We start from the raw sequence: 10,040 nt of genomic DNA, 5'->3' as shown, positions 1-10,040 counted from the left end.
CTTGCCCAGCGCGAGATCAAGCGCATGCTTGCCTACTTGATTGTGGCTGAGGTCGGATACATGGTCGGCGGTGTATGGATCTATAATTACTACGGACTGATTGGTTCGGTCTTTCATATCATTAGTGATGCCTGCATGACTCTTTGTCTTTTTTTGGGTGCGGGAATCATACTGGAAAAGTGTAAGACGACACACTTTAATGGGCTTCGTGGATTATTTGCCAAGATGCCACTGACTATGATCGGTTTCTTTATCGGTGGATTTTCCATTATCGGACTACCTCCAACCTGTGGCTTTTTCAGTAAGTGGTATTTAATTACCGGGGGAATGGTTTCTGGACGCTGGGAATATATGATTACCCTGATGTTTTCCACCATGGTCATGGTTGTCCTCTTTTTCCGATTGATTGAACGTATACACCTCGCGGTAGACGAGAGCGGGAAAAACCTTGGCAAGGGCCATGGCGACCTCGGGTTAACCAAGCAGCAAACCCGTTTTGATGAGGCCCCCCTGAGCATGCTGATTCCGCTTTTACTGACGGCATCCGTTGTATTGCTTGTGGGCGTGTATAATCAGGAGGTGGTCAATCAAATCGAAGTGTTCCTTCAACCTTTTAATCTTCCAACCGGAGTGAAGTACGAATGAACGATCCCGTAATAGTCGAAGATATTCGTCCGCTCATTGCATTGCTTGCCCCATGGGCGGGTATAATCGGTATTATTTGGGCGGGAGAAAAACGAGCTAATTTACGGGAAATGTTCACCTTCATTGCGGCATCTGTTCAGGCAGCAGTCGTCCTTTCGCTCGTGCCGATTATTTTGAGCGGAGCGGTCGTGGAGTTTCACATTTGGCAAATCTTTTCCCATGTTCCCATGCTCCTACGGGTCGATGGTCCTGGTCTACTCTTTGCCTGTGTTGCTTCTGTGCTTTGGATTGCTACGACCCTCTATGCTGTGGGCTACATGCGAGGTTTGCATGAACATGCCCAAACCCGATTTTATTCCTTCTTTGCCCTCTCTTTATCCGCCACGATGGGGGTTGCTTTCTCGGCCAACCTTTTGACCATTTATTTCTTTTATGAAATGCTCTCGGTATCGACCTTTCCCTTGGTTACCCATATGCAGGATAAGCAGGCACGGACAGGTGGACGAACTTACCTAGGATACCTTCTCTTTACTTCCCTTTGCCTTCTTCTTCCTGCCCTAAGTTGGTGCTATGTTTGGTTGGATGGGGGGAGCATGACGATGGATTTCATGGCTGATGTGGGCAAGGTTGGCAACTTTGGGGAAACGACTCAGATCGTTCTTCTCTTTCTTTTCACATTTGGTTTTGCCAAAGCCGGGTTAATGCCGGCACATTCCTGGTTACCTGGAGCAATGGTTGCACCAACTCCGGTCTCTGCTTTGCTCCATGCCGTCGCCGTGGTCAAGGTCGGTGTATTTTGTTTATACCGTGTGTATGCAGATGTTTTTGGTCCCGAAGTTCTTGCCAAGATGGGGGGGGAGGAATGGGCCATGGTTATTGCTTCTGTCACCATTATTATTTCCTCCCTGATTGCTTTATCTCAAGATAATTTAAAGCGCCGATTGGCATTTTCCACTATAGGACAACTCGGATACATTGTACTTGGGGCAGCCATAGCCACAGACCGTGGACAGGGTGGGGCAGTCTTGCATATTGCCATGCATGCTTGTGGGAAAATCACCTTATTCTTTTGTGCGGGTGCAATCTTTGTGGCCTCCGGAAAAAAATATGTCAGTGAATTACGTGGTATCGGCCGCAAAATGCCCCTTACTATGGGTGCGTTTATGATTGGTTCACTCAGTGTAATCGGCCTACCTCCCCTAGGTGGCTTTATCAGCAAATGGTATCTTGCTCTCGGAGCACTCGACCGTGATGCCATGTGGGTGGTGGTTGTTTTGTTAATTAGTTCACTTCTTAATGTTTTTTATCTGCTTCCAGTTGCGGTAACTGCCTTTTTTCGAACACCGGATACGGAAAAAGATTCAGCTTTAAAGGAAGCTCCATGGCCTTGTGTAGTTCCCTTGCTTTTAACTGCTCTTGGTTGTTTCCTTCTCTTTTTCTGGTCCGATAGCCTTTTGCAAATGGTCGGTCTGCAACCATGAAGCAATTAATGATTTCAATTGATGAATGCTCATTCTAAAACCCGTAAGCCCAAGGAAGATCCCCGTTGGTTGGACCAACCGGAAAATGTACGCAAAATCATTCGCTGGTTTTATGGATTATGCGGATTAGTTATTCTGGTCGATGTGGTTTTTAGCATGGGTTGGCATAAGCACGCCGCTTTCTCGGAAGAGGTCGGAATCCACGCAATCGAGACGCTTCCTGCCTTCTATGGTTTATACGGTTTTCTGGCCTGTGTAGGAATGGTTTATATCTCCAAACTTATGCGGAATTGGAAAGGTAAGAAATTATTAATGCGGGAGGAAGACTACTGGGATAAGTAAGATGATGACACTCGCATCCACCCTTGAAATCGGCACACATCCTGCCACCGCCTTATTGATAGGAGGATTGGCAGCGGCTGTTCTTCGCGGACGTTATGCCTCCTGTGCCTTGGTTCTAGCACCGTTGTTTGGACTTGGGTATGTTGCAAATTTGGAGGTCGGAGCTGCATCCACCCTTCATTTGTTCGGCTATGAAATTCTCGGGGTGGTGGTCGATCAACAGGCTAAACTCTTTGGGTACCTCTTTCATATTGCCGCCTTGATTGCTGGGGTTTATTCCTTTCACCTGCGGGATCCTTGGCAGGTTTCGATGTCTTTACTCTATGCCGCAACTGCGGTGGGAGTGGCTTTTGCCGGAGATATGCTCTCCCTGTTTTTATGGTGGGAGGGATTAGCCATCACCTCGGTCTTTCAAATTTGGGGAAAGAGAACCAAACAGGCAGAAGAAGCTGGTTTCCGCTACCTATTCTTTCATGTATCTTCCGGACTCTTACTCTTAGCAGGGATTCTTGTGCGGTACCATGGTGAGGGGCCTGAGGCTCTTAGTCTTGCACCCTTAACGAATGCTTTGGAGGCTGGAGATACCGGTGCCTTACTTATTCTCTTAGCCATTGGAATTAAGGCGGCATTTCCCGGTTTGCACGTTTGGTTGAAGGATGGATATGCGGAGGCCACCCATACTGGTCCGGTCTGGCTCTGTGCTTTTACTACTAAATGCGCGGTTTGCATGCTTGCCCGGCTATTCCCCGGAGCCGAAGTATTGATCACCATTGGTGGAGTCATGGCCATTTTTCCTGTCTTTTATGCCGTGATTGAGAACGATCTTCGACGGGTGTTGTGCTACGGTAAAATCAATCAGATTGGGTTTATGGTTGTTGGGATCGGAATTGGTACCGATCTGGCCATTGATGGAGCAATTGCCCATGCTTTCTCTCATGTGATTTATAAAGGCTTATTATTCATGAGTATGGGGGCAGTCCTGTTCCGAACCGGCGAAATTCGTGGTTCGCACCTTGGAGGCCTTTATAAGACGATGCCCTGGACAACTGGTTTCTGCATAGTTGGTGCTGTATCGATGTCCTTTCCGTTGTTTTGCGGCTTTGTCAGTAAATCGATCATTATCACCGAAGCAGCCCGTGATGGACACCTCTTGATCTGGATGTGTCTTCTCTTCGCATCTGCAGGAGTATTTCATTATGCGGGTATCAAAATTCCTTTTGTTGCCTTTTTTGCTAATGGTTCTGGACTTCGCCCTAAAGAAGCCCCAATGAATATGCTAATTGCGATGGGAATCTCTTCCTTTCTTTGCATTTTTTTGGGATGCAACCCTCAATGGCTTTATGATTTGTTACCTAATGGAGCGGCTGGCTATCATCCCTATGATGCCACCCATGTAATTACGCAGATAGAAATCCTTCTTTTTTCCGCCCTTGCATTTACCTTGTTGAATCTGTGGGGTAAATATCCACCGGAATTACCCTCCGTCAATTTGGATGCCGATTGGATATATCGAAAAGCTGGTCGTGGGTTTCTTTCCTTTGGCGAGGGTTTTTGGAATGGATTGAATAAGCAGGCTCATACTTTTTTTGTCGAGGGGATTACGGGTGGTGTATGTTCATTTCTTAAACGCGGACAGGTACACGTGATGCAAACCCTCTACCAACCTTTTGTAAAAATCGGTCTGATCGAAGAAAATGGATCAAAAGGTAGGGATCTTTTGGGGAAGCGATCTGCTTTGGGTGTACACCCAGTTGGATGGACCGCTTTATTCTGCATGCTTTTCTTCCTTGGTTTTTTATTGCTCATGTTCAAGTAAGCATGGGAATCTTCCTTGCCCACTTCGTTCTCAGGTGCTTGTTTAGAGTTTATGAAATGGGTGGTCGGTAAACGGGGTATTAGTTTTCTTTTGGCATTTTCATTGTATTTGCCTGGCGGTTGCAAATATTTCGACCCTGATGCCAATTTTATCGATGAAAAAGTAGTCTGGAAGAAGATTCAAAAGGAAGCCCCTGAACTTGGATTGGATCCAAGCTTTGTCTATGCAATTTGCCATGCTGAGAGTAGCCTCAATGCAAATGCAGAAAGCTCTATCGCTAAGGGGTTGATGCAATTGACCGAGCCGGCATGGTCAGACGTCACCACACTTCATTACCGAACCGCATTTCAATGGGAAACCAATGTTGAGGTGGGTATGCTTTATCTCAAACGCCTCAAGGGCATGCTGGAAAGTGTTGATCTTTTTACCTACCCTCGACTAGCCGCAAGTTATCGATACGGTTATGGTGCACTTAGGCAGGAGCAATTTATGGTCAGTCGTATGAAGACTCCGATCAATCGGATATACCGCAAACTCTTTGCCGGTCAGTTATCTCCAGTTGCCCCTCCCAAAGAATAATTTTTTTAAGTGGGGGCAAAATCTGAGGTACAGGTCAGAAAGCGGGGAGATTCCCCCCTGGAACCACCCTCTGGATATGAGTCTGAAATAAGTAACTTTCTCGCCTGGGTACAGTTGGAGCGCGGTCTTTCAAAAAATACGATTGAGTCTTATGAATCCGACCTCATTCAGTGTGCAATCTTTTTAAAAGAAAAAGGGGCAGGGAATTGGCAGTCGGTTTCTTTGGATCAGGTATCTACCTGGATATCCTCCCTAACTCTAGGTGGATACGCAGTCGCCAGCCTTGCTCGAAAGTTATCCGCTTTGCGTATGCTCGCACGTTACTTGGTAAGCGAAGGAAATTTGGAAAGTGATTTCACTGAACTGTTAAGCAATCCAAAGAAGGGACGTTTTCTCCCCCATGCCTTGAGCATCGAAGAAATGGAAAAGTTTCTCAACTCTCCTGATTTAAATACAGTACAGGGAAAGAGAGACCGTGCGATTTTCGAATTGATGTACGGGAGCGGGTTGCGGGTTTCCGAGGTTTCTTCTGTTCTTGCAAATGCGATCGATCTGGACGATGGCTTCGCCCGAATCTTTGGCAAGGGGGCAAAAGAACGAATTGTACCTGTTGGTGGACAGGCGGTCTTGGCTATCCGAAATTATTTACACGGAGGACGACCACATCTGGCAAAGGAAAAGTCCGGTGGTGAATTATTTCTGAGTAAGCGTGGAACCCCAATTTCACGAAAAATGATCTGGGTACTTGTCAAAGATTATGCCCGTCGTGCAGGAATTGAAAAAAACCTTACGCCTCATGGATTACGTCATTCTTTTGCTACACACTTGCTCATGGGTGGTGCAGACGTCCGGGCAGTCCAGGAAATGCTTGGGCATGCAGATATTGGCACAACTCAAATCTATACACATGTTGAATCTCAGCGTTTGCAGGATGAGCATGCCAATTTTCATCCGCTTGCTCAAAAGTCAGAAAATGTGAATTAAATTTTCTCACGTGCGCAAATAAGGATTGTAAGAAGGTCCTATTCTCTGTGTTTAAGATAGGGCGTGAAGGTTACGGTATTTGTTTCCCCCAAGACTACGGTTTTGGATCCTCAGGGCGCGGCAGTTGAGCAAGCGATTAAAAGCTTGGGCCATCATTCCATAGAGGGAGTGCGTGTTGGTAAGACCGTGACCTTTCATATGGAGGGTTCCGACACTCCGGAAATACGCGATGAGATCGATCGTTTATGCGATGGATTGCTCAGCAATCCGGTAATCGAGGATTATCGTTACGAGATTATCACCGAGTGAAAATCTTCCGCCATCTCGACAAAGCCGGCAATATGGGCTTTGGTCGATTCGATGAGGAGGGAAGAACCTTTTTAATCGTTCAAAAACCAGATGGTGGGTTTGAGAGTACCAATCAGGCGATTACTCCTTTTCAACTCTTAACCCCGATCGACTTTCGTTGCATTTACGGAGTGGGGCATAACTACCGAGCACATGCAGAAGAGACAGGGGCGGAGCTACCCGAGCATCCGATGATTTTCATGAAGGCCCCCACAACGGTGCAAAACCCGGGAGATCCCATTGTCATCCCTCGCTTTCTGCGCAGTGATAAAGTCGATTACGAGGGAGAACTTGGTGTGGTTATTGGTCGCCCTTGCAAGAATGTATCCCCGGAGGAAGCAATGTCCTATGTGCTTGGATTTGTCTGTGCCAATGATGTGAGTGCCCGGGATTGGCAAAAGGAAAAAGGGGGTGGGCAGTTTTGCCGTGGTAAGAGTTTTGATACCTTCTGTCCGGTCGGCCCATGTTTGGTCACGATTGATGAATTGCCCGATCCGTCCAACCTTACTTTGCGTACTTATATAAACGAGGAAAAGATGCAGGAAGCTTCCACCTCAGATATGATTTTTAATGTGCCCACCTTAATTTCCTTTCTTAGCGGAAGTACTACCTTGCTCCCAGGCACGCTTATTCTAACAGGTACTCCCAGTGGAGTGGGAGAAGCTCGTGACCCTCGAAGATTTCTTGTTCCTGGGGACGAGGTTACGGTGGAGATCGAGGGAATTGGACTGCTTACCAATCCCGTGGTCGAAGAAATTTTTGAGGAAGAATCATCCAAGGAGAAAAAAATATCGTGAAGGTTGCTATTATTCAATTTCCGGGGTCCAATTGCGATTGGGATGCCGAACACTCGGTTCAAAATGTTATCGGACTGCCCGCTGGTCGCGTCTGGCATAAGGATCCTTTACCCGAGGGGGTAGAGGCAGTCATTGTCCCAGGTGGTTTTTCCTTCGGGGATTATTTGCGCTGCGGAGCGATTGCTCGGTTTTCACCGATCATGTCCGATCTACAGAGCTTTGCGGATCAGGGCGGACAGGTGTTGGGCATCTGTAATGGATTTCAAATTCTTTGCGAATCTGGATTGTTGCCAGGTGCCTTGGTTCGAAATGATTGCATTGAGTTTCGTTGCCTGAATCAAAAGCTCAAGGTCGAAAATTCTAATGAACGCTTTAATAGCGAAGTCTTAGGTGCTCAACTAACTTTACCTATTGCCCATGGTGAAGGGAATTACCGGGCGGATACAGAGGTGCTTGCTGATTTGGAAGCTAACAACCAGGTTCTCTTACGCTATTCACCCAATCCCAATGGTTCCATTAATGACATTGCCGGTATACGAAACCAAACGGGCAATGTTTATGGCATGATGCCTCACCCAGAACGGGCAGTGGAAAGTCACCATCCTTGCCTTGATGGCTTGCCTGTCCTACGTGCTTTTCTGCAACCACTCCTTCAATCATCTCCCGTCCAACTTTCCGCCTGAATCATGGAAACCACCGCCGCGCCCCTTCCTCCAAATCCAGATCCTTGCTTAAATGTTGAGATCACCCCCGAGTTGGTCGCTCAACACGGTCTCCTACCCGAAGAGTACGAACGTATACTTGGGATACTTGGTCGCACGCCCAACCTTACAGAACTGGGAATTTTTTCGGTTATGTGGTCTGAGCATTGTGCCTACAAAAATACGCGCAAGTTACTCAAATTATTTCCCACCGAAAAAAAGGACAAAGATGCGATTGGGCAGGTGCTCGTCAAAGCGGGAGATGAAAATGCCGGGGTCATCGATGTTGGTGAAGGGTGGGGCGTTGCCTTTAAGATTGAATCCCATAACCATCCAAGTGCTATCGAACCTTTTGAGGGTGCTGCCACTGGTGTGGGTGGAATCGTGCGGGATATTTTTACCATGGGTGCACGCCCTGTCCTGCTGACGAATTCCTTACGATTTGGGTCATTAGAATCCAGCCAGGTAAAGCGTTTGTTCAGGGGAGTGGTAAGTGGAATTTCCCATTATGGAAACTGCCTGGGTATTCCCAATATGGGCGGAGATGTTTATTTTGATGATTGTTACGAGGGAAACCCCTTGGTCAATGCCTTGTGTGCCGGGATTCTACGGCATGAAGAAATTCAAAAGGGGGCGGCCACCGGGGTGGGTAATCCTGTTTATTATGTGGGTCCAGGAACTGGGCGTGATGGTTTGGGTGGGGCAAGTTTTGCCTCCCGTGAATTGACCGAAGAAAGCGCCGAGGATCGTCCAGCCGTGCAAAAGGGGGATCCTTTTATGGAAAAACTCCTCCTCGAAGCTTGCTTGGAAATGATGTCCATTCCAGGGCTTGTAGTGGGCATCCAGGATATGGGTGCGGCCGGCTTGACCTGTTCAACTTGTGAGACTGCATCCCGTGGGGATTCTGGGATTGAAATTGATTTGGATCTGGTCCCGCAAAGGGAAACGGGAATGAATTCCTACGAAATTATGCTATCTGAGAGCCAGGAGCGCATGTTGGTCATCGTGGCAAAAGGTCGTGAACGTGAGCTCGAAGAAGTGTTTGAGAAGTGGGACTTGCATGCAGCCCACATTGGAGAGGTTAAGGAAGGAAATAGGATGGTTGTTCGCCAAAAGGGTGTGGTGGTGGCGGACCTCCCGGCTAAATCCTTAACCGATGAGGCTCCAATCTATGATCAACCGGCAACTGAGCCTGCTCATTTGGCCATGGCTCGGGAATGGAAAGTGGATTCTATTCCCGAGCTCGGCCAGGAAGCGGTAGAGGGTGCCCTGCTTGGGTTGCTTACGCATCCAACCATTGCTTCCAAGCGATGGATTTGGAAACAATACGATCATATGGTTATGTCCGGATGCACGGTGGAACCAGGCAGCGATGCCGGGGTGGTAAAACTTAGCATTGCAGGAATTAATAAATACTTAGCCATCGCCAATGATTGTAATAACCGATTCTGCTACCTGGATCCCTATAGAGGTGCTCAGATTGCCTTTGTTGAGTGCATGCGTAATTTAGCCTGTTCGGGTGCAAGGGCTTTGGCAGTGACTGATAATTTAAACTTTGGAAATCCAAACAAGCCAGAAGCCTACCATATGCTTAAGGAATGTGTGAAAGGATTAGCTGATGCCTGTGCCCACTTTGATGTCCCCGTCGTGGGTGGAAATGTTAGCTTGTACAACGAACATGGTGAAGGCGCTATCGATCCAACCCCGGTTGTTTCGATGGTCGGATTGATTGATCATCCGGACCGGGTAACTCGCAGTGGTGTAAAAGATAGCGGCCTTGAACTTATTCTCTTAGGAGGATTGCCCGATGAACTGGGCGGGAGTTATTACTTACAATCTGCCTTTAACAAAAAAGAGGGAACCTGCCCGAAGGTTGATTTAGATGCAGAAATGAATTTGCAGAATTTATTGATCGGACAAATTGAGGAAGGAAGAATCTGTGCGGCACATGATTTATCCGAGGGTGGATTGCTGGTTTGCTTGGCAGAAATGCTTTTTGATGCCCATGGGGTTGGAGCTTCAATTTCATTACCCGACCTTGGATCGTCTGGTCGGTTGGATGCTCTTTTATTTGGTGAAAGCCAGGCTCGGGCGATTATCGCAGTAAAGCCAGAGAAATGTGATGCCGTCATCCAGGCAGCCATAAACCTGGGAGTATCCGCTCATGAAATGGGCAAAACGGATGATTCCTCCCAGTTGAAAGTTGAGGTTGCGGGAACTTCCGTAATCAATGCGGATGTTTCCGGCTTGAAGAATGCTTGGGAAAGCGCGATTCCTAAGCACATGGAAATTGCCTAGCCCCAACCATTTTATTTTCAACAAATGAGTGACGAAATTGGACACCATT

General features: G+C 47.4%; 10 protein-coding genes. All 10 read left to right on the top strand.

Annotated features, from left to right (window positions below; translation table 11 throughout):
- On the top strand, positions 1-645 hold a 645-nt coding region (locus ACKPQ4_RS06555), incomplete at its 5' end, for a proton-conducting transporter transmembrane domain-containing protein (protein WP_407680396.1).
- A complete protein-coding gene (locus tag ACKPQ4_RS06550) occupies positions 642-2,126 on the top strand; it encodes a monovalent cation/H+ antiporter subunit D family protein (protein WP_407680395.1) in 1,485 nt (494 codons plus the stop codon). The genes ACKPQ4_RS06555 and ACKPQ4_RS06550, both read left to right, overlap by 4 nt.
- Before the next feature lie 21 nt (positions 2,127-2,147).
- Positions 2,148-2,468: a hypothetical protein gene (locus ACKPQ4_RS06545; RefSeq protein ID WP_407680394.1), complete on the top strand. Its 321-nt coding sequence runs from the start codon at positions 2,148-2,150 to the stop codon at positions 2,466-2,468.
- Between the two features lies 1 nt (position 2,469).
- Positions 2,470-4,284 carry a Na(+)/H(+) antiporter subunit D gene (locus ACKPQ4_RS06540; protein WP_407680393.1) on the top strand — a complete coding sequence of 605 codons (1,815 nt, stop codon included), beginning with the start codon at positions 2,470-2,472 and terminating at the stop codon, positions 4,282-4,284.
- Positions 4,285-4,299: 15 nt separating this feature from the next.
- A complete protein-coding gene (locus ACKPQ4_RS06535) occupies positions 4,300-4,863 on the top strand; it encodes a transglycosylase SLT domain-containing protein (protein ID WP_407680392.1) in 564 nt (187 codons plus the stop codon).
- A 9-nt stretch (positions 4,864-4,872) separates the two neighbouring features.
- A complete protein-coding gene (gene xerD, locus ACKPQ4_RS06530) occupies positions 4,873-5,847 on the top strand; it encodes a site-specific tyrosine recombinase XerD (RefSeq protein WP_407680391.1) in 975 nt (324 codons plus the stop codon).
- 63 nt (positions 5,848-5,910) lie between these two features.
- On the top strand, positions 5,911-6,156 hold the full coding sequence (gene purS / locus ACKPQ4_RS06525) for a phosphoribosylformylglycinamidine synthase subunit PurS (RefSeq protein WP_407680390.1): 246 nt from the start codon (positions 5,911-5,913) through the stop codon (positions 6,154-6,156).
- Entirely contained in the window at positions 6,153-6,992 is an 840-nt protein-coding gene (locus ACKPQ4_RS06520) for a fumarylacetoacetate hydrolase family protein (protein ID WP_407680389.1), read from the top strand. Before purS ends, ACKPQ4_RS06520 begins: the two co-directional genes overlap by 4 nt.
- Positions 6,989-7,675 carry a phosphoribosylformylglycinamidine synthase subunit PurQ gene (gene purQ / locus ACKPQ4_RS06515; RefSeq protein ID WP_407680388.1) on the top strand — a complete coding sequence of 229 codons (687 nt, stop codon included), beginning with the start codon at positions 6,989-6,991 and terminating at the stop codon, positions 7,673-7,675. Before ACKPQ4_RS06520 ends, purQ begins: the two co-directional genes overlap by 4 nt.
- A 3-nt stretch (positions 7,676-7,678) precedes the next feature.
- Positions 7,679-9,991 carry a phosphoribosylformylglycinamidine synthase subunit PurL gene (gene purL / locus ACKPQ4_RS06510; protein ID WP_407680387.1) on the top strand — a complete coding sequence of 771 codons (2,313 nt, stop codon included), beginning with the start codon at positions 7,679-7,681 and terminating at the stop codon, positions 9,989-9,991.
- Positions 9,992-10,040 lie beyond the last annotated feature (49 nt).

The organism is Candidatus Chordibacter forsetii (genome assembly GCF_964187505.1).
Classification (GTDB): Bacteria; Verrucomicrobiota; Verrucomicrobiia; order Opitutales; family Seribacteraceae; genus Chordibacter; species Chordibacter forsetii.
The sequence above is the reverse complement of the archived record's forward strand: the minus strand, read 5'-3'. Positions and strand labels throughout refer to the sequence as shown.